Genomic DNA, 24,515 nt, shown 5'->3' with positions numbered 1-24,515 from the left:
GCGCGCCTTCGAGGCGGCGCCGGACGGCTACATGCTGTTCGGCATCGTGCAGGGCGGCGACGTCCCGGATCTGCGGCACGTCAGCGCGCGCGGGCTGACCGACATCGGCTTTCACGGTTATGCGATCGGAGGCCTCGCGGTCGGCGAGCCGCAGGCGGTGATGCTGGCGATGATCGAGGAGACCGCGCCGGCGCTCCCGGTCGATCGGCCGCGTTATCTGATGGGCGTCGGCACGCCGGAGGACATCCTCGAGGCGGTGGCGCGCGGCGTCGACATGTTCGACTGTGTGATGCCGACACGGAACGGACGCCACGGCATGGCGTTCACCCGCTTCGGCCAGATCAACCTGCGCAACGCCCGGCACGTCGACGACCCGCGTCCGCTCGACGACGAGAGTCCGTGGCCGGCGGCGAATGGCTATTCGCGCGCCTATCTGCATCACTTGGTGCGATCGGGCGAAACACTTGGGGCAATGTTGCTGTCCGAAATCAACGTCGCCTATTACCAGCAGCTGATGCAGGGCATCCGTGATGCGGTGGCGAACGGCGCGTTCGAGGACTTCAGAACGAAAACGCGCGCCGGTTGGGCGCGCGGTGACATCGCTCCAAGGTGAGCTGTGTGATCAGTTGCACACGATCGGTTTCACCGCGTGCTTGGTCACGAACCCGTAACCGCAGTTGTCGCAGGTCCAGAGATAGCTGATCAGATTGTCGAAGAGGTACGCGGAGGCTTCCGCCGCCACCATGGAGTCAGCACACACCGGACAGGTCGGCAAATCGCAGCCGCGCGGATCGGGCCTGGACGCTGTGGTCGACAGAACTTCAGCGAGAGCTGGCATGTGACCTCCTTTGCGTTCTGAGCTGCACCTGACGAAAGTATATAGACGCATTTGTTTGACCTTGTCGCAACACAAATGCGTAGGTTTTACGTAATTTGCGTAGGTTCTTATTTTGCGATGCAACGAATTCGCGCCACGGCGGTTTCTCACTTGCGCGTCATGATGCGCTGCTTCTAATGAGACAAGACCGCATATTCCCAGCACATCCCGCTACAGGAGCCGCTTGATGGACGCGCCGTCGACAACGAGTGCAGTGCAACCCGGACGCGGCCGCGTCTTTGACTCCATCGTCGATGCGATCGGCTCTACGCCGACCGTGCGGCTGCGCAGATTGCCGCAGGCGGCTGGCATCAACGCGACGATCCTCGCCAAGCTGGAATACTTCAATCCGGCGGCCAGCGTGAAAGACCGCATCGGCGCGGCGATGATCGTGGCGATGGAGAAGGCCGGCATCATCAATGCCGACACCGTGCTGATCGAGCCGACCTCGGGCAACACCGGGATTGCGCTTGCCTATGTCGCGGCCTCGCGCGGCTATCGGCTCAAGCTCGTCATGCCGGAATCGATGTCGATCGAGCGGCGGCGGATGCTGGCCTTTCTCGGCGCGGAGATTGTGCTGACGCCGGCCGCGCAGGGCATGAAGGGCTCGATCGCGACCGCGGAAGAATTGGTGCGCACGACTCCCAACGCTGTCATGCCGCAGCAGTTTAAGAACCTCGCCAATCCCGAGATCCATCGCCGCACCACCGCCGAGGAGATCTGGAACGACACCGGCGGCAACATCGATTACTTCGTCGCCGGCGTCGGCACCGGCGGCACCATCACGGGCGTTGGCCAGGTGCTGAAGCCGCGCAAGCCGTCATTGCGCGTCGTCGCGGTGGAGCCGGAAGAGAGCCCGGTGCTGTCGGGCGGCCAGCACACGCCGCACAAGATCCAGGGCATCGGCGCAGGCTTCATCCCTGACATCCTCGACCGCTCCGTGATCGACGAGATCGTCAAGATCAACAGCGCGACCGCGATCGAGACCGCGCGCGAGCTGGCGCGCAACGAAGGCATCCCCGGCGGTATCTCGTCGGGCGCCGCGATCGCAGCCGCCTTGCAGATCGGCAAGCGGCCGGAAGCGGCGGGCAAAACCATTCTGGCGATTGTGCCGTCATTCTCGGAGCGCTATCTCTCCACGGTACTGTTTGAAGGAATCTGAGACACAGGAATCCAACATATGGCCGACCAGCCGAGGCGACCGCGAACCCTGAGCGATGCCCGCAGCGAAGCCGAGGCGGCGTTCAAGCGCGCCACCACCAAGGTCGCGGACGCGGTGCCAAAGACCGTCGCTGTCCCCGGCGTCCGCCAGCAAGTCACGCTGCGGATCGATCAGGACGTGCTGGAGTATTTCCAGGCGGGCGGCCCCGGGTGGCAGGACCGCATCAACGCGGCGCTGCGCAAGGCCGCCGGAAAGTAACACGCTTTCGAAACCAAGGGGCCCGGACGATCCCCGGGCCTTTGGCTGGCAGGGCGCGGCGGCGCTACGCGCGCACGGCGCGGGCGTTACCTTGCGCGCGCCGGCTTCCTTGCGGTCGGTTTCAGGTTCATGAGGTTGCCCGCCAGGATCATGGCCGCTCCGAGCACCGTGTAGATATCGAGCCTTTCGGCATAGATCAGCCAGCCGGCGATCGCCGTCAGCGGCACACGGACGAAATCCATCGGGATCACGACAGTCGCGTCGGCGTGGAGCAGGGCGCGTGCCATGCAATAGTGCGAGAAGGTGCCGCAGAACGCGATCACGACAAGCCAGCCCCAGGTCGAGAGCGGCGGCCAGGTCCAGACGTAGAGCGCAGGCCCGATGCTCGCGAGCGATTGCACCACCAGCATCCAGAACATGATCGTCAGCGTTTGCTCGGTCCGCGTCAGCGACTTGACCACGGCGACTGAGATGCCGAAGCCGACCGCCGCGGCAAGCGCGATCAGCTGGCCCGGATTGATCGCGCCGGCCGCCGGCCGCACGATCACGAATACGCCGACAAGGCCAAGCACGATCGCGACGATCTTCCACGCCGTCATCCGCTCGCCGAGAAAGCTCGCCGCAAGGATCGCGGTCCAGATCGGCATCGTGAACTCGATCGCAACCACCTGGCCGATCGGGATCAATGTCAGCGCAAAGAACCAGCCAAGCTGCGCGCAAAAATGGATCAGGTTGCGCGCGATATGGACGTGCACCCGTGCCGTCTTCACGATCGCAAACCCGCCATTCATGTGGATCAGCGGATAGAGCATCGCGAAGCCGAGCACGCCGCGAACGGCCATCAGCTGGAAGACGTTGACCTCGCGCGTCGCCTCGCGGCCGGCCACCGCCACGATCAGCATCAGCGCGAGCCAGCCGGACATCCACAATGCTGCGCGGGTCTTTGAGGGCGTGCGATCCATGGCGGGGAACGAGCGGACGAGGGGTGCCCGGTATCGGCGAGCTGCCATGAATTTGCAACGCGCAATTCTGCCTGCGCGGTGATGCGTCACCCACGCGATCTCTGCTAAGCAGCATCGACTACGCTGTCATCCCGGGGCGCACGTGAAACGGGCGAACCCGGGATCTCGAGATTCCGGGTCTGGCTCTGCGAGCCATCCCGGAATGACGAACGCCATAAAGGAGGATCTGCTCATGCGTGTTTTGCAACCGGCCGAATGGTCGAAACCCCGCGGCTTCTCGCACGGTGTCGCGTTCGACGCGCCCGGCAAGTGGATCGTGCTGGCGGGGCAGACCGGCGGCGACGAGAAGGGCGATTACGCCCCCGACATGGCCGCCCAGGTCGGCACCGCGCTGAAGCGCATCATCAAACTGTTGAACGAAGCCGGTGCCGGCCCCGAGCACATCGTCCGCCTGACCTGGTACCTGACCAGTCGCAGCGAATATGAGGCCGCGGGCGCCGGTATCGGCGCGGCGTGGAAGGAGACGCTCGGGCGTAATTTCCCGCCGTCGACGCTGCTCTATATCGGCGGGCTGGTCGATCAGCGGGCCAAGGTCGAGATCGAGGTCACGGCATTCGTGCCTGCGGCATAGCACCGCTGGGGAGTAAACAAAAAGCCCTCGGGGATGACCCGAGGGCTTTGCACGTTGGAGCGCGGATCGATTACTTCGACAGCACGATGCTGGCGCCGCGGAACTGGCTGTCGGCCCTGATGGTAACGGCCTGCTTGTTGCCGGTGGTGCGCATCGAGATGTCGGCATTGAAGCCGGGAGCGCTGGCAACGACCTGGAAGTTGCCGCCGCCGCCGCGACCCTGCAACGAGCCGCTGACATTGCGGCTGGACTCGCTCCAATTGCCGCTGACCGCGCTGCCTTCGGCCTGCACATCGGCCGCCAGGTTGAACTTGTAGGCGTCGCTGGCGCAGGTGAGGCTCATGGTCATGCGGGGCCCACCGACGTGATAAGTGGCGCGGCAGCGGATGCGCTCGCTGGAGCCGTCATCCAGCATGACCGAGCCGGCGCCCGACCAGGTGCCTGCCATGCCGGCGAACGGGCCGGACTGGGCATGGCCCGTCGTGCTTGCGAGTGCGGTCACGAAAAACGCGGCGGCTGCAAATGCTGGCCGCCGCGCGATGGCGAAGAAACTTGATAGGCTGGTGATCTTACTGACGGGACGCTTCCCATCGGCCGCTGCACGGTACGCCAGCTGATGCCCCATTCCACTTCCCCGATCCGGAGTTGCCACTGAGTTGTCCGTTCGCATATGCACCATTGATCGAGACTCGCACAAGTCCCCCGCTGCCGACCGTGCCGGAGATCGCCGCGCCCTGGGCCGAGATCTTTCCTTCCGCGACGGTCACGGTCGAGCTCTGCGACGGTTCGCAGCTGCCGGTCTTGGTGACGACGGTGACGTTCCAAAGGCCGTCATAAGGCTGCTGGGCGGACACGGGAGCAGCGGTGAGGGCGGCGGCCGAGGCGACCGTAGTGACCAAAATCAGGTCGCGAATGCGGATCGAACGCATGAATCAAATCCCTGTAATTTCGTGTGATGACGCGGCTTATCCTGTCACAATGTGTTCAAAATTTGCTGCGTCGCGGGGTCCCCAAATGTTCCTGTGAACTCAAACACATCATGGTGAATTCGGTTCCGGATCAGGAACGGAAAATCCGAGCGTGGTTTTTCCGAACGAGGTATTTGTATACTCTAGCTCGGATTAGTGTTTGCCAAGGCTCAGATTCGGCGCCTTGGTCGCAAACTGCTCATCCTGGACCTTGGCCGGCAGCGCGCCGTTGACCTTGCCATAGTCGATGACCTGGGCGAGCAAACGCAAACCGAGCGGCGCCAGCGCGCGCTCCCACAGCTCGCGGGCGGTCTCGCCTTTCTTGACGAACACCCAGTCCTGCGCGGCGATCGCGCCGGCGTCCATGCGGTCGGCGAGGTGATAGATGCTGCCGCCGGCGATCGGATCGCCTTCCTTGATGGTCCATTCCACCGCCGCGATGCCGCGGTGGCGCGGCAGCAGCGACGGGTGGTAACCGATGCCGCCGAGCCTGGACGCGGCAAGCGCCTCCCTGCTGACCCGGGCGTGGCTGTGGGCGGTCACGATCAGGTCGGTGTCCGGCGCAATCTCGGCGGCCGTCACCAGCTTGGGATCGGCCTGGACGACGACCTCGATGCCGGCCGCCCTGGCCGCTGCCGCCAGCCGGTCCTCGCCGTCATGGACGACCACCCTGACCAGCGTAACGTGGTGTTCGCGCAGCATGTTCAGGGTCGTCACGCCGAAATGGCGGGAACCGACAAGGGTAATGCGCATGGGGATCTATTCCGTGGGGTTTACTCGGGGATTGCTCGGGCCGCCGCTATGCCGATAGCACACCGCGGCCGCCTGTTTCGCTGTCTTGCCGCTTATCAACAGGACGGCCGGGTGGCAAATGTCAGGCCGCCGGCTGCTTGCTGGCCAAAACCTTGTCGATGCGCCGGCCGTCGAGGTCGACGATCTCGAATTCCCAGCCCTGCGCGATGGTTTTCGCGCCGACATCGGGGATCGCGCCGAATTCATGCAGCAGGAAGCCGGCCGCGGTCTGGTACGGCCGCGGCGATGGCAACGCGATGCCGAGCAGTTCGCTGAATTCCAGCGCCGGCATCCAGCCCGAGATCAGATAGGAGCCGTCGGCGCGCCGGACATAGGCGGGCTCGGCCGGGCCTTCCTCGGTGTGGAAGGCGCCGACGATGGCCTCGAGGATGTCGGCGCTGGTCACGACGCCCTGGAAGGTGCCGTACTCGTCGTGGACGAGGCCGATATGCACTCTGGAGTCGCGCAGGATCGCGACCACGTCGCGAGCGTCGACGGTCTCCGGAATGATCGGCGCATCGCGCGTGAGCGCGCGGATGTCGGGCGTCTGGCCCGCGAGATAGACGTCGAGCACGTCCTTGGCCTGCACGATGCCGAGCGCATGATCGCGGTTGCCGTCGAACACCACGCAGCGCGAGTGACTGCTCTTCTGCAGAGTCGCCAGGATCTCGGCCGCGGGGGAGGCGAGGTCGATCAGGCTGACCTCGTGGCGCGGCGTCATCACGGCGCCGACCGGCAGATCGCCAAGCCGCATCACGCCGGCGATCATCTCCTTTTCGCCGGGCTCGAGCACACCGGCGTTCTCGGCCTCCACCACCAGCGTCTTGATCTCGTCCTCGCTGATGCGGTCCTGTGCATCCTCGCGATGGCCGAGCACCCACAGCAGCAGCTTGCCGGAACGGTCGAGCAGCCACACCAGCGGCAGCGACAGCCGCGCCATCATGGTCATGGCCGGAGCGACCTTGACCGCGATCGACTCGGGATCGCGCAATGCGATCTGCTTCGGCACCAGCTCGCCGACGATCAGCGAGGCGTAGGTGATCACGCCGACGACGAGGCCGACGCCGGCCGCGTCGGCGATGCCTGCGGACACGCCGAGCTCGAGCAGCCATTGGGTCAGACGCTGGCCAAGCGTTGCGCCCGAGAAGGCGCCCGACAGCACGCCGATCAGCGTGATGCCGATCTGCACCGTGGAGAGGAACTTGCCGGGATCGGAGGCCAGTGCAAGTGCGCGGCGCGAACCGCTGACGCCTCGTTCGACCAGCGCCGCAAGGCGCGCCGGACGCGAAGAGACGATCGCGAGCTCCGACATCGACAACAGACCGTTGACGACGATCAAGACCGCCACGATCGCAAGTTCCAGATATAACACGGGAGTCCCTAAACATTGGCGGCATTGGCCGCTACACGACGCCCAATATAGGCATACCCGAGCGGTTTTGCTGTGCCTTGTCGGGCGTCCCTGCACAAGCAGAGGGTGCGTATGGCCAGCATGCAGCAGGAGATCGCGGCATTTTGGCGCGCTGGCATGTGTGACAGCCAGACAAACGCTGAGGCGCGATGAGATTGGGTTGAATCGTCATCGCGCTTCAGCCCATTGTTTGAGCATGATCTCCGCGCAAACGCCCTGCGTTTGTCGCGAGGGAAAGTCGCTTCGCACGTTTCCGGATCGTGCTCTAGGCGAGGATCCGCAGCGCCGGCTTGGCGAACGTCCTGCCCGATGAGGCGGGCTGCACCCGCATTCGTTTGGAGGCGGCTTGCAGTTGCACGCGCAAATCGGCGTTGCATTGCTTCATCTGGTTGCGCAATTCGCGGCGAGAGAAGGCAGTGAGCGAGGGGTCCGCGAGTTGCTGCCAGGCCCTGCGCAGCCATTCCTGCAGTTCGCGAATGTTCTGATCCAGAACCTTCTGATCAAACACGTCGGGCTGGGTCATGCCGCCAAATCCCACGAAGCGATCAGTTGCAAAGTAACGCTGATTCGCGTCGCTTCACCTAGCGCTATGTTGCGCAGGCGTGTTTGCGGCAGGGGAGATCGGCGGCGGCGGGCGCGTTCGTGTCCGCGTCAGCGAGCGTCGCCGGGTCCGGTGCGCAGCAAATCCAGCGCGACGGGCAGCGCGAGGAACAGCGCTGCCAGCATCGAGAGATGGCGTGTCTGCGCGGCGGTCAGGCCGAGATCGTATTGGGCGAGATAGGCCAGCATGATCGCGATGTAGGCGGCGACGCAGATTGCGACGGCGATGCTTCCGAAATCGGTCTTGCTGTCGGTCTTATCGTCCACGGCGGCACCACGTCGTTGCCGGAGGGTGTAGCGTGGCTCGGCTTCACCACCTATGAGCTGGATCACGGGCGAGGGGTTGCGCCGGCCAAATGGCTTCGTGCGTCACGACAGGACAACTGGCGGAGGCAAACGTCGCGATCAGCATTCCGCAGCGACGTGGCCGCGACGCCCTTGAAAGTCTCGCGGCGACCTAACCTGCCGGCAGCAGGAGCCTAGCGAGGCAGGCTGCCTTGCGGTTGGCTTCCACCGGGAAGCTTCACCGGAATGTGGGGCGAGGTGCTCACCACGCGGGGACTTCCGTCGGAATGGGTCTGGCCGTTAAGCAATGTCTCGAGCAACAGAATGAATTTCTCGGCAAGCATGGGCGTAGCCCTCGTCGTCTAATGTCCTTATGTCGCGGCGCTCGGCGGAAAATTCGATCAACAAAATGCGAGTCGGACCGGCACTGCGATGTTGCAGCGCGGAGACTTCCCGGTGCAATCCGGGAGACTACCGGCAGCCGCGTACAGCCGGCGCGTGGATGGTTGCCAGGTTGCTAACGATTGCCGGCGCTGCGCGTGATGGCGCTCACCGTTCCTTCAAGGATGCACGTTAATGATAGGGGTATGGATCGTGATCAGGACATCGACGAGGGATTCGGATCGGCGCTGCGCCGCAGCTACGGACAGCTGGCCTGGTGGATCGTACGACTTAACCGCGTGCTCGAACCGTCGCGCGCGGCCGAACCACCGCGCACCCAATTGCCGCCGCGACCGGCCGTTCCGCCACGGCGGCCGCACCCGCCGCGCCCCGAATAGACCCCACCGGAATACCGGCTTCCACTGTATCGGCCGCGCGGCCGGACTGCTATTCATGCGCCATCCGCGGACCCCTCCGGTCCGCCGTTTTTGACGATGCGGCCGCGCGGCCGCGCAAGCGACGAGGGACGAATGCGATGATTGAGACGGTTGGCATTATCGGCGCCGGGACCATGGGCAACGGCATCGCGCAGATCTGCGCGGCGGCAGGCCTCGGCGTGACCATGGTGGATATCTCCGACGCGGCGGTCCAGCGCGGCCTGAAAACGGTCGGGAGCAGTCTCGAGCGGCTGGTCGCCAAGGAGAAGATGACCGCGGCCGACCGCGACGCGACGCTCGGGCGCATCAACGCGACCACCGACAAGGCCAAGCTCGCCGCCTGCGATCTCGTGATCGAAGCCGCGACCGAGAACGAGGAGCTGAAGATCAAGATCCTGAAGGATCTCTGTGCGGGGCTGAAGCCGAGCGCGCTGGTCGCAACCAACACCTCGTCGATCTCGATCACTCGCCTTGCGGCCTCGACCGATCGTCCCGATCGCTTCATCGGGATGCATTTCTTCAATCCGGTGCCGGTGATGGCGCTGCTCGAATTGATCCGGGGCTTGCAGACCTCCGATGACACCGTCGCCAAGGCCGAAGCCTTCGCCAAGCGGGTCGGCAAGGTCGCGATCACGGCGAAGAACAGCCCGGGCTTTGCGGTGAACCGCATCCTGTGTCCGATGATCAACGAGGCGATCTTCGCGCTGCAGGAAGGCATTGCGACCGCCGAGGAGATCGATGCCGGCATGAAGCTCGGCTGCAATCATCCGATCGGCCCGCTCGCGCTCGCCGATCTGATCGGGCTCGACACCATGCTGTCGGTGATGGAGGTGTTCTACACCGGCTTCAACGACCCCAAATACCGGCCGGCGCCGCTGCTGAAGGAGATGGTCGATGCCGGCCATCTCGGCCGCAAGACCGGGCAGGGGTTCTACAGCTACAGCAAGTGAGGCCGGCGCGCGCCTGACCCCGTAATCATCCGGGATGGATCGCGCGGACAAGGTCGCGTATCGACAACACCTGATCCGCCACGAGGCGGGGGACATCAGAAACGAGGCCCGGTCTCCTAGGCACACCGGGCCTCGTTTTTTTGTGGGATGCCGGGCTCAGTCGGCCGATGCGACCGGCGTGACGCTGGTTTCCTCGGGATCGGCGCCGAACAGGCCGACGAGATACTTGTAGTAGTCCGGCATCTTCTCCTTCAGCGTGGCGCGCGTATAGGGTTCGTGCTCGGAATCCTTGCCGGCCAGGAAGATACTCGCTGTCACCGCGAAGAACTCCTGCTGGTTCTTCAGTGCGTAGGCCTCCTTGGCGAACAGCTCCTTCGACTTCGCCTGGCTGAGGAAGGCCTTGATGCCCTTGTTCTCATAGCCGTTCGGCATCAGCCGGGCGTGATAGGCATGAAGGAATTCGTGCAGCAGCACCGGCTCCTTCGCGTAACGCATCATGTTCGGACGCATCCTGATGATGCCGATGCCGGAATCGAGCGCAAGCGCGAGCGGATCCGAATTGGTCCATTGCTGCTTGTCGTGATCCCAGATGGTGACGTCGCGCGTCGTGCCGCGGTCCCATTCCGGTGGTGTCAAGCCATAGCAGGCCGCCGCCGCGCCTTCGTCGAGACATGCCATCTCGCTGGCAACGATCGGCACGCGATGGAAGAACTGCAACACCTTCGGGCTGAAGCCTGCGGTTTCCACGACGTCGAGCTGGCGGCGGACCATGTCGGCGATGCTGGTGACGTCCTTGCGGTCGGCATTCTCGGAAAGATCGAAGACGTAGCCGCGATATTTCTCGACGCTGCCCGGTGCTGCCTCGGACGGCCCCGACATTCGTGGTCCGGCAACGGCCGGCCCGACCGCAAGTGACAGGATCATTGAAGCAATGAGCGCGCTGCGCATGATTATCCCCCGTGCGACGAGCCTCTCCGGGTGTCGTCGTCCATTGAGCCGCGCGGGAGACTAGGGCAGCCGCCTTGCGGCGCGCTTAAGTCGTACATTTCAACCGCGTATCCCCGATTAGGCGTCGGTTAACTACATGCGCTGGGATGGGCCGGCGGGCAGCGGGCCAGCGGGGTGTGGAGGCCGCGAGCGCCGATGACCGGTCAGCCGGTGCTCACCGTGCCGCGAGCGGGCTTTGAACGATCGTCACAGCTTCTTGAGGCGGTCCCCGGAAACCTCGCAGATCGTGCCGGCGTACCTAGATCAGCGGCTGGGTGCCGATTGAGCAAGGAAACACGATCATGCGCAGGACGAATTGGGCAATTCTGGCGTTCGCGGCGCTCGGAACGAGCTGGATTGTCGGTTCCGCGTCGCCTGCGGCGGCCGATCCCTATGAGTATCCCTGGTGCATCCAGGGCCGGCAGGAGGGATATCCCGGCTATTGCGGCTACCAGACCTATCAGCAGTGCCAGGCATCCGCGTCGGGCCGCGACGCCTATTGCGGCATCAATCCGCGCGTTGCCTTCAGCCAGCAGCGGATGGCGCCGCGGGCGTTCCGCTGAGCGGTGTGAGGAGGTCGGGCCAAGCGACCGTCGGGGCACGATGGTTGCATAGCTGACGGTCGGATCATTTTTTCTGCCTTGGAGCAAACATGGGCGAGATCATCAGGTTCATCTCGAAGTCCGAACTCGAGCGCGCGCGTCTGATCCGCGAGGCGCGTGCGAACTATGAGCGCATCTTTCCATCGGCCGATCCGGCTGACGCGCAAGGCGCCGCAGACGAAGGCAGCAGCGAGGCGTCGTCGAAGCCGTAGCGCAGGTCATGTGCGCAAGGGGAGGCGGAGCGGCGATGTGGCAGCGTTTGTGGCAGACTTGGACGATCGACAAGCCGGCCGCGCTTGGCGATTGGCTGTGGCAGATCCTGGTCGTTGAGCTCGCCGCCTTGCTCGATCGGCTGACGTTACGGAAGCTGATCGCGCTGATCCCGGTTGCCATCGTCATCGGCGCCTATTGGCACCGGATTCCGCTTCCTCCCGAGCTGATGCTGGTTGGCGATGTGCTGGCCTATATCGACATCTTCTCGATGATCTTCCTGATCGGCTTCTTTACCCGCGTTGCGACGGTTGTGGCCGTCGTCAGGCAGGCCATCGATCTCGTCCGCGGCGTGATGCGGCATGTGCCGATGGCGCTGCACAGATTTGGCGTTCGTCACCGTCGTGCCAAGGACAGCACGCGCCGCAGGCGGCTCACGCATGCCAAGACAGATGACGATGGCGCCGCCGGCATGGCAGGGCTGGCGTGGGCCTAGTCGGACGCGATGTGGTGGTGACGAACGCGATCGCGGCGCCTATCGCGGCTGTCCGGCCTGCTGATCGCCGTCATCCGCCTGGAGCCGGGCCGGGCTGCGCGCGGAAGCGCCGTCCTGGCTCCGCCGGTGCGAACTGGAGAGGTCGGTCGCGCCGTGCTGGGATCGATGAAACGCGATACCCATCTGGAAACTCCAGACTCCGAACAGCAGCGCGCCTGCCACACAGACCGCCACGAAAGCCCAATCGCGTTTCCTCATCTGGTCCAACAAGCCAATTCGATGCCGCATCAGCCGCGCATGTTCCAAAGCTCGCCAAGCGAGACAGCCGCATTGTGAAACGATTGCACGCGCTTGTCGATCCGCGCAGCTCATCCTCGCATCGGTCACGGAGCGGTGACTATCAAATCATGCGTCCAGAAACACTCCGACCAGATTGCCCGATCCCCGCAACAAACTTGCCAAACTTTCACTAGGTCGCCGGCGCACTGAGTTCGAAAATGCAGGACCCGATCGGACGATTCGCGAATGACCGAACTTGAGGAGCTCAGATATTTCGAGCATCAGTGCCTGGAGATGGCGGAGCAATCCACGCTGCCGGATGCCCGCCGCGCGCTCCAGATCCTGGCGCGCAACTATGCCGCTGCGGCCGAAATCGTCGAGCGGCGCGCGCAATCCGCCAACACCGCGCTCGCGCAGCTGTTTCGATGTTTGAGGCTGTGACCGGTTGAGGGCGTGACAAGGGCGCCGCGTGCGCCGGTCACGACAACCGATCCCGATGGCGCAGATGCAGCTTGCCCTTTAAGCCGCCGGCTTCGGGACGCCTCGCTCGACCGTCGGCGGCATCGAGATGCTTGAACACATCGGGCGACGCTGCCATCAGATTGCACGATCTCGGCGGCATGCCGCCGTCGGCAGTCGGAAGGCGAGGTGCAGCGATGTTCTCGCTGACTTTTCTGGGAACGTCGGCAAGCGTGCCGTCTCCCGAGCGCAATCACCCGGGCATCCTCGTCGAGGCAGCCGGCAGTCGTATTCTGGTCGATTGCGGCGAGGGAACGCAGCGCCAGCTGCTGCGGAGTGGCGCCGGCTTTCGGCGGCTTGATCGCCTGTTGATGACCCACGGGCATTTCGATCATGTGCTCGGCATCCCCGGGCTGTTTTCGACCCTCCGGTTGCGGCAAACGTCGGATGCGATGACGATTCATGCCGGGCCCGGCACGCTCGATGTCGTCGTCCGCATGCTGGCAGGCCTCTGGGGCGAGGGCAGAGCGCCGATCCCGCTTGATCTGGTGCCGTTGACCGAGGGGCGAGTCCTCGACGCCGGCGAATTCACCATCGATTGCTTTCCGGTCCGCCACCGGGATACGGACAGCTTCGCTTTCTCCTTTCTGAGCGCGATGCGCCGCCATCTCCTCCCGGACCGGCTCCTCGCGCTGCGCGTGCCCGATGGGCCCGTTCGGCGGGAGCTGGCGGAGGGACGGCAGGTGAAGTTGGACGACGGTCGCACCATCGATCCGGAGCGGGTGCTTGGTCCCGCCCAGGGGCGAAGGAAGCTCGTCATCGTCGGTGATGCCGAAACCACCGAGGGGCTGGCCGAACACGTCAGGGACGCCGACGTGCTGGTGATCGAAGCGACGTTTCTCGAGCGTGATGCAGCCATCGCGCGCGACTACGGACATTTGACCGCCAGCGAAGCGGCCGCGCTTGCGGCGCGGAGCGGGGTCAAGCAGCTCATCCTCACGCACATCTCCGGCCGCTACCCGGACGAGGACATTCTGGCGGAGGCGACGAGGATTTTCCCGAACAGCCGGATAGCCGTCGACTTCGATCGCATCGCGATCTGAGTGCGCGCCGCCGCACGAACAACGTTTCATTAACCCGACTCACGCAACGTCGTCCCAGGCCGTCTGGATGGGCCGCTTGCAGAAGGCCGCCACGAGTGACTACGTGGCGGCCTTTTGCGTGTCACAGTGCCAAGGGAGACGACCGATGGACTACGGCGCCTTCACCGACGCCAGCCTGAAGATGATGTACGAAGCCGTCCGCGGCGCGCTCAAGGCCGACGACCAATTCGAGGCAGCCGGCGAAGATCCAAGATTTCGCGTCCGCGCAACGCCCGAATGGAAACGGCATGCCGGCAGTCTCGAGGCCGAGATGTTGAAGCGAGGACTCCAGATCGACATCATCGACTGGACAGGCGGTCAAGGCGAGTTGCCGTTGGCCTGATGGCTGAACTCTTGCAGCGTTCCGAATGTTCGCTCCGAATTGCCCGCTGGGCTTCGTGCGCTTTCGGCATCCTGCGTTCACGCTCCTCTTGGTGCGCAGGTGGTCTTCACCGGCGCGGGCTGTTCACTGATCGTTCCTCCGCAGCGACGGGCGGTGGCTCGACTAAAAGGCCGGTAGTCAAAGCTGAATTCCGCGACGGCCTAATTTGCTCCACTGATGCGCCGCGGTTTTGCCGCGCCTCGTTCGCTTTGCCCAACTCTGTTCATATACCTTACGAGGTAACACAGATGTCATCTGTTCGCGGTTTGTGTCGCCACCGATCGGGGTATTCGAGCTAGCTCTGCCTACGGCTCGGGCTTCAGGGCGTCCGTCAATGCCTGCTTGATGTGTTCGGCCTGTTCCTTCGTCAGCTTCTCGGCGAAGCGGCCGTCTTTCTTCAACTGCGCTGGCCCCTTGAGCTCTCGATCATAGACCATCCAGTCGGTGCTTCCTCTCCGAACGATAAACCTTGACGGTAGGGGCGCTGCGTATCTCAACGATACCTCCCAATGAATCCAGCTGGCCGTCTCCAAAAGACACATCCGGCGACAGCTTGTTCCTGAACCGGGACACTGAAATTCCCTGCGCCACGTAAAGAGCAAGCCTTATGCCGCAATACACCCGCCGCCGACCGGTCCTGAGAACCGCAGGCGGGCCCGACGTGGGCGCCGCCGAGCATGATGACCGCGACAGGGAGAGCAACGAGCCGTTGGCGTCCGAATGCGTCTGATCCGAGCATCGGGGGTGCGGTGACCATTCCGAAAAATTACGCCGCCGGGCCCGAAATGGTTTGTCCCGGCGGCGCCCTGTTCTTCCAGCCTCTGGGCCCTGAAATCCCCAGCGCCGAAAACCTACTAAAGATCACGCCGAACAAGTGTGGCTTGGTTCACACAAAATTAAGAAGAAGAGCCGGCGCCAGGGCCCGCGCAGCCATGAATAGCACCGGCGCCTGCGGCAGCTGCGCCGAGCACATGAGGGCTATCGTCATTGCCGCACTACTGTGTGCAACGCATGTGCAAGACGAAACTTTGAAACCGGATTGGAGGCTGTATTTCTGGCTTCAGTATCTGAATTTGTTTGGTGAGCGCGGAGGGACTCGAACCCTCGACCCCATGATTAAAAGTCACGTGCTCTACCGCCTGAGCTACGCGCTCACTCACCTGAACAGCGGATCCGGACGTCAGCGGGTTAACCCGCACCTCGGGATCGTGCTCCAGCCCGCGCTGTGTAGGGGGCAGGGCCCATCGGGTCAATAGCCGAGGGGCGCTCAATTGTGCACCGGCGCGCCGGATTTGCCGTTCCGGCGCCTGCGGTTAGGGCCGTTTCTTGAAGTCGGCTAGATCCGCCGCTAGTTGTCGCGGCGGATTTCCGAGCCGACCGGCTGCGAGGGGGCGGCGACCGAGGGCAGGCTGACCGGGCGCAACCCGATCAGTTCCGCGGTGCGGATCGCGCTGTTGCGCCAGAATGCGAACTCGTTGATCCGCGAATTTTCCAGGATCGCGATGGAGACCGCCGCCAGGAATGGCAGGCTCTGCAGCACCAGGACGCCGGCGAAGATGTAGATCTCGCGTACCTGCTTGTAGCCATTGGTGACGACCAGCACGACGGCGCCGATCAGCAGCAACACGCCGATCACGGCTTCCCAGAATGCCTGGAACTCGATCGACATCCGCGACAGGCCGCCCTTGGAGGTGCGGGCGAACGCAAGATGCTCGGTGATCAGACCCTGCGCCACCGCGCGCGACACCGTCCACTGCACGCTCATCGCCGCGATCATAGCCCCTAACATCTGGCCGGCCTTGATGTTCACGCGCAGCCGGTAGAGCGCGACGAAATGCACCAGCGAGACAATGAATGATGCAATGATCGGCAGCGTCAAAATCTTGTCGGGGATCGCGATGTCGGCGAAGGCGACGATCGGCACCCAGATCAGGTTGAGGATCGCCACCACGACGCCGAGGCTCTCGGCGCCGAGCCAGTTGAGCCAGCCCAGCGAAAATTCGCGGCGCTGATCGGGCGTCAGCCGGCTGGCGCCGGGCAGGAAGCGCCGCCAGTGCTTCTTGACGATCTGGAAGCCGCCATAGGCCCAGCGATGGCGCTGCTTCTTGAAGGCCTCGTAGGTGTCGGGCAGCAGGCCTTCGCCGTAACGCACATTGGTATAGTGCGTGAGCCAGCCCTGCTGCTGGATCGAGAGGCCGAGATCGGTGTCCTCGCAGATCGTGTCAGAGGACCAGCCGCCGGCCTTGTCCATCGCGGCGCGGCGGATCAGGCACATCGTGCCGTGCACGATGATGGCGTTGAACTCGTTGCGCTGGACCATGCCGATGTCGAAGAACCCGGCATATTCTCCGTTCATGATGTAGTGCATCAGCGAGCGATCGCCGTCGCGATGTTCCTGCGGCGCCTGCACGAGGCCGACGCGCGGATCGGCGAACGCCGGCACGAGATCCTTCAGCCAGTCCGGATGCACGACATAGTCGGCATCGATGATGCCGATGATCTCGGCATCCGCCGCGGTGCGGTCCATCGCGATGCGCAGCGCGCCGGCCTTGAAGCCCTGCACCTTCTCGGCATTGATGAACTTGAAGCGCTCGCCGAGCAGCCGGCAGTGATCCTGGATGGGCCGCCAGAAGTCGGGATCGGGCGTGTTGTTGATGATGCAGACGCACTCGAAGTTCGGATAGTCGAGCCGCGACACCGCATCGAGCGTCTGCTTCAGCATCTCGACCGGCTCGAAATAGGCCGGGATGTGGATCGAGACCTTCGGAAACTTCACGTTCTCGCCGATCGTGGCGGGCGCAAGCGGCGCGCTCTTGCCGATCAGCCGGCGCGGGCCGCGGCCGAACGCCACCGCCGCGATCTCCTCGATCCGCGCCATCGCGATCAGGACCAGCGGAACCAGCAGCACCAGGCCGAGGCTGAGCGCGAAGGCCGAACCCCAGACGAAGTAGTGCGTGGTCCAGTAGGAGAACACCGTCGCGACCCACGCGCCGACGCCGTTGGCGGCCGCCGACAAGAGCAGCGCCTGCATCACGGTCGGCTGGTCCAGCCGCAGGATCGGCAGCGACATGAACAGCCCGACCAGCACGGCGACCAGCGCGATCTTCCAGTAGTTCGGATCGGTGACCGGACCGGTCCAGGCGAACTTCGGCTCGCGGTCGGCATTGAGGATGCCCCAATAGGGTCCGACGCCGCCTTCGAAGAACTTCCAGGGCTGATCGATCGCCTCGACGATATTGTAGTCCATGCCGATGGCTTCGGCGCGGGTGACGAAGTTGCGCAGCACCGTGGCCTGCTGGAACGGGCCGGGAACGGCGCTGCGCAGATTGTAGCCCTGGCTCGGCCAGCCGAATTCGGCGATCAGGATGCGTTTGCCGGGGAAGGAGTCGCGCAACAAATTGTAGCGGTCGACCGCCTGGTCCACCGCCTGCTTGTCGGTGAAGTTTTCCCAATAGGGCAGCACGTGCGCGGCGACGAAGTCGGACGAGTTGGCGAGTTGCGGATGGTCGCGCCAGATGTTCCAGATTTCACCGGTCGTGACGGGAACGTTGACCGACTTCTTGACCCGCTGAATCACCTTGATCAGCCGGTGCACGTTGTTTTCGGCGACTGCCCACTTGATCGCTTCAGCGCGCTTGCTCAAGCCGCTGCTGCCGTTTTCATCCGGCTGCATTTCCGCGTCGTGAAGGCGCTGCGCTTCCTCGCGAAGAATGCGCTCGGACTCCTCGGGCGGCACGCCGATCTCCGGAACCGAGCCGAGGTTTTCCAGCGGCACCTGCTCGCCGCGGAACACGGTTTCGTTGCCGACCACGATTCCGATGACGTTGCTGTTGCGCTTGGCCAGATTGATCGCGGCTTCGATCTCGCGGTTGTTGCGGTTGGCGTCCTTGTCGATCCACGCGCCAACCGTGACCTTCATGCCGAACTCGGCGGCGACCGGCGGCACCAGCTCGTTGCCTTCCGTCGACGAATAGAGGCGGACCGCTTTGGTGAGCGTGGAGAGCTTCTTCAGGTCGGTGCGCACCTTCTCGGTGTCGGCGGCAACGTCGGCGACCGTATGACCCGACTCGAACGGGGCGTAGGACAGGCTCGGCAGCGTGCCACGGAAATCGGGCGCCGACTGCTTCTCCTGGAAGAGACCCCACAGGGCGGCGTGGGCGGCGGTGACAAGCAACAGGACGGCGACGACGGCGCGCATCGCGGTTAAACCATACGGGGCCTGAGATTGAGGACTAAGCGAACCCGTCCCCTGGGTTCGACCAATACGATGGCGGAGGGAAAGATATCTCCGCCATCCGATTTAACAACTGGTGTGCCGCGATGGCGTTTTAAGGGCGCAAGCCGTTCCAGCCGCGAAAAAAATCGCGGCCGGACCCGGTCGCGGGATACGGCTATTTCGACGCCGGCGCAGGTGACGCCGACGGGGTCGGTGCAGGCGAGGGCGACGCTGCCGGTGCCGGTGCGGCGGTGCCGGCCGTCGCCGGCGCCGGGGTGGGAGCCGCGGCGGCCGCCGCGGCCTGGGGCTGCGCGCCCGGGTTGATCCAGCAGGCGTGGATGCGGCCGTCGAGGCTGCCGCGGACCTTGTCGTCGATCTGGGCGCCGAACCGGGTCAGGCAGCGGAACGCCGCCTGGACGTGGCCGCCGGGGCAGCCGAACCGGTCGTAGAGGTCGAGATGGCGGAACGCGGTGTCGAGGTCGTCGTTCCACATCAGGCGGACGACGCGCCGGCCGAGCCAGACGCATTCCGGGTTGCCGGCCGGGCCGTTGATCGCCTGCTGGGCCTCGACGAATTCCTCGACCTTGCGCTGGTTGGCCTCCCGCGCCGCATTGGCGTTCGCGTCGGCCTGCCCAGGCTGCTGCTTGGCCTGGTCGGGCGGATTGGGCGTGCCGCTCTGGGCGAAAGCGCCGCCGGCCCCGGTCAGGAGCGCAAGGCATGTGACAAGGCCGGTTACGGCAAGGTGGCGCAAAGCAGTGTTCTTCAACTCAAGCAGCCGTCGACGCATGTATTCCCCGATAATGTTCCTGCCCCCGCGGGATCATCCTAACGGCTCGCGTGATGCCGTCCAAATAGGTCTCCAGTGCGGCGGAGACTCTGGCGGAATCCCATGACTGGAATTTGGTATTTTGTCCAGCAAACTCACAACTTTATCGACCCAGCGCAAAACTGTCGCAGGACAACCATGGTATTGACCTAATCCCGCTCTTGGCAGATGGGCTGTGACCGGCTAATTCGACGGTCCCCCGGAGGATGGAACCGATTTCGCTTCGTACGCCGCTGGCGCTTCTCCTGATCTCGCTCGCCGTGATTGCATCCGTGTGGTGGTGGCTCGCCACGCCGATTACGCTCGTGCGCGCGCCGATCGATCCCGCTGCAAAGCTGCAATGCGTATCCTATACGCCGTTCCGCGGCGCGCAGACGCCGCTGGATCCCACCACGCAGATTCCAGTCGAGCAGATCGAGCAGGATCTGACCGATCTCGCCAAGGTCACCGACTGCGTGCGCACCTATTCGATCGAGAACGGCCTCGACCAGGTCCCCGGCGTTGCGGCCAAGGTCGGGCTGAAGGTGATGCAGGGCATCTGGCTCAGCAGCAACCGCTTCAAGAATTTGCAGCAGATCGCGATCGCGGTCCGGCTCGCCAAGGAGTATCCCGGCGTCGTCACCTCGCTGATCGTCGGCAACGAGGTGCTGCTGCGCGGCGAGATGACCGCCAACGATCTTGCCGGCAACATCCGCGCGGTGAAGGCGGCGGCGGGCAATCTTCCCGTCACCTATGCCGACGTCTGGGAATACTGGGTGAAGAACCGCGAGATTTATGACGCGGTCGATTTCGTCACCATTCACATCCTGCCGTATTGGGAGGACATCCCGGTCAAGGCGAAGTACGCCGCGGCGCATGTCGACGATATCCGCAAGCGGATGGCGGTGACATTCCCCGGCAAGGAGATCCTGATCGGCGAGACCGGCTGGCCGAGCCAGGGGCGGATGCGGGAAGGCGCATTGCCGTCGCGCACCAACCAGGCGCGGGTGGTGTCCGAGATCCTCGACCTCGCCAAGCGCGAGGGCTTTCGGGTCAACCTGATCGAGGCCTACGACCAGCCCTGGAAGCGCAAGCTCGAGGGCACGGTCGGCGGCAATTGGGGCCTGTTCGATTCGGTCAAGCGGCAGGTGAAATATCCGCCCGGCGTTGCTATCACGAACTATCCGGACTGGAAGCTGCAGATGGCGGGCGGCATGGCGCTGTCCGTCGCCACCTTCCTCGCGGCCTGGCTGACGCTGCGCCGCCGGCCCTGGACGCCGCGGCCGTCGGCCTGGATCGCGGTCGCCATTTCGGCGACGACGGCGGGGGCGCTGCTCGGGATTGCCGGCGACAAGATGTATTACGAGAGCTACGGCGTCGGCGGCTGGCTGCATTGGGGCGTGCTGCTCGCGGCGGGCATTGCCGCGCCACTGCTGACGGCGCATGCGCTGATCGCCGGGCGGTCGCTGCCGACCTTCCTGGAGTTGATCGGGCCGCGCGACTATCGCGGCAAGGGCGTGATCGGCGCGGTGCTGGCGATTGTGCTGATCATCACCACGGTGATTGCTGCCGAAACCGCGCTCGGCTTCACCTTCGATCCGCGCTACCGCGATTTCCCGTATGCCTCGCTGACCATGGCGGTGGTGCCATTCGCGCTGCTGACCATGCTCAATCGCCCGAAGGAGGGCATCCGGCCGCTCGCGGAATCCGTATTCGCCGGCCTGTTGGCGATCGCCGCCCTCTACACGGTCTACAATGAGGGTACGATCAACTGGCAGTCGGAATGGACCTGCGTGATGTACCTTTTGCTTGCCGCTACGCTGTGGCGGGCGCGGGCCGCGCAAAACCCAGGATGAACAGCCCGATCGCAAGCCCCGACAGCACGACGTTGTAGAGCACGATCCCGAGCCCCGCAGCGATCAAGCCGACGGTGAGCAGCACGATCGACGGCCGCGTCAGGTTGAGCACCGCGATTACCAGCGCGGTGATCCCGAACACCGAGTTCTTGAACAGTACGGTCGACAGCGCGCGAGCCTTGCAGAGCATGGTCTGCGTGCCGGCGTCGCAGGCCAGCGCAACGGGAGAGAACTCGATTGCCAGATAGCGCACGTAGAGCGCGTAGCCGACGGTGACGAAGCCCACGACCATCAGGAACTGGACCTGATAGGGGGAGAGGCGGAACGGAGGTTTTGTCATCGCGGCACTATGGTCGGGATCGGGTTGCGGGACAAGCTCGGTCGGAGCATCGAAATCGGTTGAAAATCCGGCCGCAATCCCTTGGCTGACATGATTATTGGCTGTTCCGCCGGAACATCGAGGAGATCGTGGTCGGCTCCGGCTTCTTGTCTTCGGCGACCGGCTGCGGCGATGGCGGTGGTGCGACGGCGCGCTTCGGCACGGCCCGCCGATGCGATGGCGCCGGCTTGGCTCCGGCGGGCGACTCGTTGAGGGCCAGCCGCTGGCCGTCATAGATCGCCGTCTCGCAGGTCCGCTGCACCAGGCTGAGGCCCGCGCAGATCCTGGCGGCGGTGCCGGCGTCGTTCAGCGGTCCGGCCACCAGGCGCAACTGCATGCCGAGCCCGTTGCTGTTCTCCTTGATCACGATGATCGGCCGCAGCGCCGCCAGCGGCGCGTTGGCCTTCGACTTCAACAGGCCGCGCCACAGCGCGCGCAGCCCATTGACCGAATTGGCCGTGCCGAGATCGACGCCGAACTCGGTGCGGTGGATCTGTGCCTGCGGCGCATCGTCCTCGGAGTCCGGATCCGCCGTGATCACCAGCGGAGGGATCGGTGCGGCGGTGACATCGTTGGCGGTCGGCGGCTTGACCGCTTCGGTTGCCTTGTTCGCCGCAGGATCGAGCGATGCCAGGACCGGCTTGTCGGCGGGCGGCTTGTCCGCGATCGGCGCCGGCACGGCGGGTGCATCCTCGGCGCTGGCCGCCGCGGCGCTCATCGGACTGGCGATCGATGCGGCGGAGGCGGAATTCGGCGGCGAATTGTCGGAGGCTGGCGGCTTCTCCGCGGCGGCTTGCGGCTTGGCGGCCGCGGGCGCCAGTTTCTTGTCGGCCGTTACCGGCTTTTCGGCCGCCGCAACCGGCTTCTCGATCGGCCCAGTCGCCTTGCTGTCGCCGGCTGCGGGCGGCTTGTCGATCGCCGCCGGCTTGTCCAATGCGACCGGCGGCGTCGTTGCGACAGCGGCAACGGTTGGCGCGGAGGCGGCGGGGGACGAGCTGGCGGTTGCGGGCGAGGCACCGGACGCCGCTGCCAAGGGTGATGGTGCCGCCGCTGGTGCCGGCGGCTGCCTGGCGATCGCGCCGGTCACGGAGTCGAGACCCTGCTCCAGCGTGGTGACGCGCGAATACAGCCGGTCGCGGTCGCCGTTGAGCGTATCGATCGCGGACGCCAGCCGGCGCGTCTCGTTGTGGCTCTCCTTCGCCAGCGCTTGCGATTGCTGGGCCTGTCGCGCGAGGTCCGCGGTGGCGACCTGGTCGCGCCGCAGCGTCAGCGCCGACTGGTTGGCCATCACCGCGACGGTGACGGCGCCGACCGCGGCGACGCCCCACGAGCCGAGCCGCCACAGCATGCGGCGATCCACAGCTTCCTCCTCGGCCAAAAAGCCGGTGGTGCTCTCGGTGTCGAATTCCGCCGCCAGATTGTCGCGATCTTTGGCCAAAGCCCGCTTGGCCCTCCTCAAGGCCCGCCGAATCACGAGGCAAAGATTAACAGGAAATGGACCGGGAACTTGAATCCGGAGCGCCACCGAGGCGAATCGGTTTCTTCTGCCGGGGAAAACAATTAAAGACGGCCTCGAAGAGAGCTTTGCGCAGCGAACTGCGCGCGACATCGAGGATTGCGAATGACTGCGCGAACGAGCCTGACAGTGGTGCTTGCGGCCGGCGAGGGCACGCGGATGCGCTCGTCGCTGCCGAAGGTACTGCACCCGGTGGCCGGGCAGCCGCTGCTGGCGCATGTGCTCGACGCCGCGGCCTCCGGCGAGGGATCGCAGCTCGCGGTCGTGATCGGCCCGGACCACGAGGCGGTCGCCGCCGAGGCGCGGCGGGTGCGGCCCGACGCGCAGACCTTCGTGCAGCGCGAACGGCTCGGCACCGCGCATGCGGTGCTGGCGGCGCGCGAGGCGATCGCCCGCGGCGCCGACGACCTCTTGATCGCATTCGGCGATACGCCGCTGATCTCGGCCGAGACCTTTGCCCGTATGCGCGCGCCGCTGCGCGGCGGCGCGGCCCTTGCGGTGCTCGGCTTCCGTGCCGCCGACCCGACCGGCTACGGCCGGCTGGTGGTCGAGAACGGCAAGCTGGTTGCGATCCGCGAGCAGGCCGATGCCAGTGCCGAAGAGCGCAAGATCACGCTGTGCAATGCCGGCGTGATGGCGTTCGACGGCAAGAAGGCGCTCGCGATCATCGAGAAGATCGGCAACGCCAACGCCAAGGGCGAATATTATCTGACCGATGCCGTCGGCATCGTCAGGGAACTCGGACTGGAGGCCGTCGTGATCGAGACCAGCGAAGACGAAGTGCGCGGCATCAACACCAAGGCGCAGCTCGCCGAGGCCGAGGCCGTGATGCAGGCGCGGCTGCGCAAGCAGGCGCTCGAGGCCGGCGTGACCCTGATCGCGCCGGAGACCATCTATCTCGCCGCCGACACCAAATTCGGCAAGGACGTCACGATCGAGCCATTCGTGGTGATCGGTCCCGGCGTGTCGATCGACGACGGCGCCGTGATCCATTCCTTCTCGCACATCACCCAGTCCACGCTCGGCAAGAAGGTGGAGCTCGGACCCTACGCGCGGCTGCGGCCCGGCACTTCGCTCGGCGACGGCGTGAAGATCGGCAATTTCGTCGAGACCAAGGGTTCGCGGCTGGAGGCCGGGGTCAAGGTCAACCATCTCTCTTATGTCGGCGACGCCCATGTCGGTGCCAATTCCAACCTCGGTGCCGGCACCATCACCTGCAACTATGACGGCTTCCTCAAGCACAAGACGCTGATCGGCGAGGGCGCCTTCATCGGCACCAATACGTCGCTGGTCGCGCCGGTCACGATCGGCAAGGGCGCCTATATCGGCTCGGGCTCGGTGATCACCAAGGATGTTCCCGACGATGCGATGGCGCTCGAGCGCAGCGAGCAGTCCATCCGCGAAGGCGGCGCCGCGCGCTACCGCACGGCGAAGCTGAAGGAGAAGGCCGCGAAGGGGAAGTGATCTTCTCG

Annotated in this window: 27 protein-coding genes and 1 tRNA gene; 13 read left to right on the top strand and 15 right to left on the bottom strand. The window is 64.8% G+C overall.

The genetic code is table 11. The features are described 5' to 3' along the window. Window positions 1–613 (top strand): tRNA-guanine transglycosylase (locus IF803_RS10010; RefSeq protein WP_461192025.1); only part of this gene is annotated, 613 nt, incomplete at its 5' end. Between the two features lie 9 nt (window positions 614–622). On the opposite strand, the gene IF803_RS10005 is transcribed toward IF803_RS10010, so the two are convergent. Next, window positions 623–838 carry a hypothetical protein gene (locus IF803_RS10005; RefSeq protein ID WP_028332087.1) on the bottom strand — a complete coding sequence of 72 codons (216 nt, stop codon included), beginning with the start codon at window positions 836–838 and terminating at the stop codon, window positions 623–625. Between the two features lie 226 nt (window positions 839–1,064). Between IF803_RS10005 and cysK the strand changes: the two genes are divergently transcribed. Together cysK and IF803_RS09995 are read left to right on the top strand one after the other, a co-directional pair. Next, window positions 1,065–2,039, top strand: coding sequence for a cysteine synthase A (gene cysK, locus IF803_RS10000; protein ID WP_461192024.1), 975 nt, complete (start codon window positions 1,065–1,067; stop codon window positions 2,037–2,039). Window positions 2,040–2,057: 18 nt separating this feature from the next. Next, window positions 2,058–2,297, top strand: a complete 240-nt coding sequence (locus IF803_RS09995) for a BrnA antitoxin family protein (RefSeq protein ID WP_461192023.1) — start codon at window positions 2,058–2,060, stop codon at window positions 2,295–2,297. Between the two features lie 86 nt (window positions 2,298–2,383). On the opposite strand, the gene IF803_RS09990 is transcribed toward IF803_RS09995, so the two are convergent. Continuing rightward, window positions 2,384–3,259 (bottom strand): DMT family transporter, encoded by an 876-nt coding sequence (locus IF803_RS09990; protein WP_461192022.1) that lies wholly within the window; start codon window positions 3,257–3,259, stop codon window positions 2,384–2,386. 232 nt (window positions 3,260–3,491) lie between these two features. Here IF803_RS09990 and IF803_RS09985 point away from each other — a divergent pair, with 232 nt between their 5' ends. Next, entirely contained in the window at window positions 3,492–3,890 is a 399-nt protein-coding gene (locus IF803_RS09985; RefSeq protein ID WP_038387136.1) for a RidA family protein, read from the top strand. A gap of 70 nt (window positions 3,891–3,960) precedes the next feature. Here IF803_RS09985 and IF803_RS09980 read toward each other — a convergent pair whose 3' ends face one another. From IF803_RS09980 to IF803_RS09955, 6 genes are all read right to left on the bottom strand, one after another. Beyond that, on the bottom strand, window positions 3,961–4,338 hold the full coding sequence (locus tag IF803_RS09980; protein WP_155258496.1) for a hypothetical protein: 378 nt from the start codon (window positions 4,336–4,338) through the stop codon (window positions 3,961–3,963). Window positions 4,339–4,459: 121 nt separating this feature from the next. Continuing rightward, window positions 4,460–4,819, bottom strand: a complete 360-nt coding sequence (locus tag IF803_RS09975; protein WP_245288714.1) for a hypothetical protein — start codon at window positions 4,817–4,819, stop codon at window positions 4,460–4,462. Between the two features lie 192 nt (window positions 4,820–5,011). Then, window positions 5,012–5,611: a formyltransferase family protein gene (locus IF803_RS09970; protein WP_461192021.1), complete on the bottom strand. Its 600-nt coding sequence runs from the start codon at window positions 5,609–5,611 to the stop codon at window positions 5,012–5,014. 121 nt (window positions 5,612–5,732) lie between these two features. Beyond that, window positions 5,733–7,022 (bottom strand): hemolysin family protein, encoded by a 1,290-nt coding sequence (locus IF803_RS09965; RefSeq protein WP_461192020.1) that lies wholly within the window; start codon window positions 7,020–7,022, stop codon window positions 5,733–5,735. Between the two features lie 304 nt (window positions 7,023–7,326). Beyond that, complete coding sequence (locus IF803_RS09960) at window positions 7,327–7,584, bottom strand: hypothetical protein (protein ID WP_461192019.1); 258 nt, start codon at window positions 7,582–7,584, stop codon at window positions 7,327–7,329. Between the two features lie 128 nt (window positions 7,585–7,712). Then, window positions 7,713–7,928, bottom strand: coding sequence for a hypothetical protein (locus IF803_RS09955; RefSeq protein WP_028340727.1), 216 nt, complete (start codon window positions 7,926–7,928; stop codon window positions 7,713–7,715). A 934-nt stretch (window positions 7,929–8,862) separates the two neighbouring features. On the opposite strand from IF803_RS09955, the gene IF803_RS09950 reads away from it, so the two are divergent. Continuing rightward, a complete protein-coding gene (locus IF803_RS09950; RefSeq protein ID WP_304495336.1) occupies window positions 8,863–9,714 on the top strand; it encodes a 3-hydroxybutyryl-CoA dehydrogenase in 852 nt (283 codons plus the stop codon). Between the two features lie 156 nt (window positions 9,715–9,870). Here the strand turns inward: IF803_RS09950 and IF803_RS09945 are convergent, their stop codons facing one another. Then, on the bottom strand, window positions 9,871–10,662 hold the full coding sequence (locus IF803_RS09945) for an anthrax toxin lethal factor-related metalloendopeptidase (protein ID WP_461192018.1): 792 nt from the start codon (window positions 10,660–10,662) through the stop codon (window positions 9,871–9,873). A gap of 341 nt (window positions 10,663–11,003) precedes the next feature. Between IF803_RS09945 and IF803_RS09940 the strand changes: the two genes are divergently transcribed. The 6 genes from IF803_RS09940 (at window position 11,004) to IF803_RS09915 (ending at window position 14,232) form a co-directional block, all read left to right on the top strand. Beyond that, a complete protein-coding gene (locus tag IF803_RS09940; protein WP_028340725.1) occupies window positions 11,004–11,264 on the top strand; it encodes a DUF3551 domain-containing protein in 261 nt (86 codons plus the stop codon). Between the two features lie 89 nt (window positions 11,265–11,353). Further along, complete coding sequence (locus tag IF803_RS09935) at window positions 11,354–11,515, top strand: hypothetical protein (protein ID WP_461192017.1); 162 nt, start codon at window positions 11,354–11,356, stop codon at window positions 11,513–11,515. A 35-nt stretch (window positions 11,516–11,550) separates the two neighbouring features. Continuing rightward, window positions 11,551–12,009 (top strand): hypothetical protein, encoded by a 459-nt coding sequence (locus IF803_RS09930; protein WP_461192016.1) that lies wholly within the window; start codon window positions 11,551–11,553, stop codon window positions 12,007–12,009. A gap of 525 nt (window positions 12,010–12,534) precedes the next feature. Then, window positions 12,535–12,729, top strand: a complete 195-nt coding sequence (locus IF803_RS09925) for a hypothetical protein (protein WP_016846119.1) — start codon at window positions 12,535–12,537, stop codon at window positions 12,727–12,729. 215 nt (window positions 12,730–12,944) lie between these two features. After that, the gene (locus IF803_RS09920; RefSeq protein ID WP_461192015.1) at window positions 12,945–13,850 is read left to right on the top strand and encodes a ribonuclease Z; all 906 of its coding nucleotides are present in this window, start codon (window positions 12,945–12,947) and stop codon (window positions 13,848–13,850) included. Window positions 13,851–13,926: 76 nt separating this feature from the next. Further along, window positions 13,927–14,232, top strand: coding sequence for a hypothetical protein (locus IF803_RS09915; protein WP_281446651.1), 306 nt, complete (start codon window positions 13,927–13,929; stop codon window positions 14,230–14,232). Between the two features lie 344 nt (window positions 14,233–14,576). Here IF803_RS09915 and IF803_RS09910 read toward each other — a convergent pair whose 3' ends face one another. The 4 genes from IF803_RS09910 to IF803_RS09895 all read right to left on the bottom strand — a co-directional run bounded on the left by IF803_RS09910 (window position 14,577) and on the right by IF803_RS09895 (window position 19,274). After that, window positions 14,577–14,708, bottom strand: a complete 132-nt coding sequence (locus IF803_RS09910; protein ID WP_259243485.1) for a hypothetical protein — start codon at window positions 14,706–14,708, stop codon at window positions 14,577–14,579. A 641-nt stretch (window positions 14,709–15,349) separates the two neighbouring features. After that, window positions 15,350–15,425, bottom strand: a tRNA-Lys gene (locus IF803_RS09905). Window positions 15,426–15,619: 194 nt separating this feature from the next. Further along, a complete protein-coding gene (locus IF803_RS09900; protein ID WP_461192014.1) occupies window positions 15,620–18,469 on the bottom strand; it encodes a glycosyltransferase in 2,850 nt (949 codons plus the stop codon). 193 nt (window positions 18,470–18,662) lie between these two features. Further along, a complete protein-coding gene (locus IF803_RS09895; RefSeq protein ID WP_461192013.1) occupies window positions 18,663–19,274 on the bottom strand; it encodes a beta-1-3, beta-1-6-glucan biosynthesis protein in 612 nt (203 codons plus the stop codon). Window positions 19,275–19,519: 245 nt separating this feature from the next. Between IF803_RS09895 and IF803_RS09890 the strand changes: the two genes are divergently transcribed. Beyond that, on the top strand, window positions 19,520–21,148 hold the full coding sequence (locus tag IF803_RS09890; protein WP_461192012.1) for a glycoside hydrolase family 17 protein: 1,629 nt from the start codon (window positions 19,520–19,522) through the stop codon (window positions 21,146–21,148). Here IF803_RS09890 and IF803_RS09885 read toward each other — a convergent pair. Next, window positions 21,108–21,488, bottom strand: coding sequence for a hypothetical protein (locus IF803_RS09885; RefSeq protein WP_018271584.1), 381 nt, complete (start codon window positions 21,486–21,488; stop codon window positions 21,108–21,110). The genes IF803_RS09890 and IF803_RS09885 overlap by 41 nt on opposite strands. 94 nt (window positions 21,489–21,582) lie before the next feature. Continuing rightward, complete coding sequence (locus IF803_RS09880; RefSeq protein WP_461192011.1) at window positions 21,583–22,965, bottom strand: hypothetical protein; 1,383 nt, start codon at window positions 22,963–22,965, stop codon at window positions 21,583–21,585. Window positions 22,966–23,148: 183 nt separating this feature from the next. Here IF803_RS09880 and glmU point away from each other — a divergent pair, with 183 nt between their 5' ends. Then, on the top strand, window positions 23,149–24,507 hold the full coding sequence (gene glmU / locus IF803_RS09875; protein ID WP_028340715.1) for a bifunctional UDP-N-acetylglucosamine diphosphorylase/glucosamine-1-phosphate N-acetyltransferase GlmU: 1,359 nt from the start codon (window positions 23,149–23,151) through the stop codon (window positions 24,505–24,507). Window positions 24,508–24,515 lie beyond the last annotated feature (8 nt).

The sequence above is a fragment of the Bradyrhizobium sp. UFLA06-06 genome (assembly GCF_054820065.1).
Note: the sequence above shows the minus strand (reverse complement) of the source record. Positions and strands in the feature narration are given on the sequence as shown.

What these genes read in the sequence shown, in the direction of transcription:
- IF803_RS10005 (WP_028332087.1), bottom strand. Translation starts at nt 838, where the DNA reads ATGCCAGCTCTCGCTGAAGTTCTGTCGACCACAGCGTCCAGGCCCGAT.
- cysK (WP_461192024.1), top strand. Translation starts at nt 1,065, where the DNA reads ATGGACGCGCCGTCGACAACGAGTGCAGTGCAACCCGGACGCGGCCGC.
- IF803_RS09995 (WP_461192023.1), top strand. Translation starts at nt 2,058, where the DNA reads ATGGCCGACCAGCCGAGGCGACCGCGAACCCTGAGCGATGCCCGCAGC.
- IF803_RS09990 (WP_461192022.1), bottom strand. Translation starts at nt 3,259, where the DNA reads ATGGATCGCACGCCCTCAAAGACCCGCGCAGCATTGTGGATGTCCGGC.
- IF803_RS09985 (WP_038387136.1), top strand. Translation starts at nt 3,492, where the DNA reads ATGCGTGTTTTGCAACCGGCCGAATGGTCGAAACCCCGCGGCTTCTCG.
- IF803_RS09980 (WP_155258496.1), bottom strand. Translation starts at nt 4,338, where the DNA reads ATGGCAGGCACCTGGTCGGGCGCCGGCTCGGTCATGCTGGATGACGGC.
- IF803_RS09975 (WP_245288714.1), bottom strand. Translation starts at nt 4,819, where the DNA reads ATGCGTTCGATCCGCATTCGCGACCTGATTTTGGTCACTACGGTCGCC.
- IF803_RS09970 (WP_461192021.1), bottom strand. Translation starts at nt 5,611, where the DNA reads ATGCGCATTACCCTTGTCGGTTCCCGCCATTTCGGCGTGACGACCCTG.
- IF803_RS09960 (WP_461192019.1), bottom strand. Translation starts at nt 7,584, where the DNA reads ATGACCCAGCCCGACGTGTTTGATCAGAAGGTTCTGGATCAGAACATT.
- IF803_RS09950 (WP_304495336.1), top strand. Translation starts at nt 8,863, where the DNA reads ATGATTGAGACGGTTGGCATTATCGGCGCCGGGACCATGGGCAACGGC.
- IF803_RS09945 (WP_461192018.1), bottom strand. Translation starts at nt 10,662, where the DNA reads ATGCGCAGCGCGCTCATTGCTTCAATGATCCTGTCACTTGCGGTCGGG.
- IF803_RS09940 (WP_028340725.1), top strand. Translation starts at nt 11,004, where the DNA reads ATGCGCAGGACGAATTGGGCAATTCTGGCGTTCGCGGCGCTCGGAACG.
- IF803_RS09935 (WP_461192017.1), top strand. Translation starts at nt 11,354, where the DNA reads ATGGGCGAGATCATCAGGTTCATCTCGAAGTCCGAACTCGAGCGCGCG.
- IF803_RS09930 (WP_461192016.1), top strand. Translation starts at nt 11,551, where the DNA reads ATGTGGCAGCGTTTGTGGCAGACTTGGACGATCGACAAGCCGGCCGCG.
- IF803_RS09925 (WP_016846119.1), top strand. Translation starts at nt 12,535, where the DNA reads ATGACCGAACTTGAGGAGCTCAGATATTTCGAGCATCAGTGCCTGGAG.
- IF803_RS09920 (WP_461192015.1), top strand. Translation starts at nt 12,945, where the DNA reads ATGTTCTCGCTGACTTTTCTGGGAACGTCGGCAAGCGTGCCGTCTCCC.
- IF803_RS09910 (WP_259243485.1), bottom strand. Translation starts at nt 14,708, where the DNA reads ATGGTCTATGATCGAGAGCTCAAGGGGCCAGCGCAGTTGAAGAAAGAC.
- IF803_RS09900 (WP_461192014.1), bottom strand. Translation starts at nt 18,469, where the DNA reads ATGCGCGCCGTCGTCGCCGTCCTGTTGCTTGTCACCGCCGCCCACGCC.
- IF803_RS09895 (WP_461192013.1), bottom strand. Translation starts at nt 19,274, where the DNA reads ATGCGTCGACGGCTGCTTGAGTTGAAGAACACTGCTTTGCGCCACCTT.
- IF803_RS09890 (WP_461192012.1), top strand. Translation starts at nt 19,520, where the DNA reads ATGGAACCGATTTCGCTTCGTACGCCGCTGGCGCTTCTCCTGATCTCG.
- IF803_RS09885 (WP_018271584.1), bottom strand. Translation starts at nt 21,488, where the DNA reads ATGACAAAACCTCCGTTCCGCCTCTCCCCCTATCAGGTCCAGTTCCTG.
- glmU (WP_028340715.1), top strand. Translation starts at nt 23,149, where the DNA reads ATGACTGCGCGAACGAGCCTGACAGTGGTGCTTGCGGCCGGCGAGGGC.